The organism is Bacillus sp. AFS012607 (genome assembly GCF_002558005.1).
Taxonomy (GTDB): Bacteria; Bacillota; Bacilli; order Bacillales; family Bacillaceae_G; genus Bacillus_A; species Bacillus_A thuringiensis_S.
Genome location: NZ_NTVM01000090.1, coordinates 1 through 282, shown reverse-complemented (window position 1 = coordinate 282; position 282 = coordinate 1). Strand labels below are relative to the sequence as shown.

Sequence of the window (282 nt, the reverse complement as noted above, 5' to 3'; positions counted from 1 at the left end):
AACATGAATAAAATCAATGAAATTGATGTCAAAAATGATGTGATCGACTTTGAAAAGGCAGCACTTAATAAGAAATATGAGGATGTAATTAAGCTTAAGGGTAAAGTCAATATGGACGGTAGACGTGAAAAACTCATTGTTGAAGCTTTTGTAAATCTAAAAAAATATGAAGATTGTTATTCCTTTGCTAAAACGCAAGGAAATAAAAATGTAATGAAAGAGGTCAAAGAATTAGAGAAACGAGATATTCAACAATCTACGATAAGTGAAGAGGAAAAGAAA

1 pseudogene is annotated in these 282 nt (G+C 29.8%); it reads left to right on the top strand.

Annotated features, from left to right (window positions below):
• Positions 1–282 (top strand): annotated as a pseudogene (locus tag CN409_RS30940) (hypothetical protein); the annotation flags it as partial.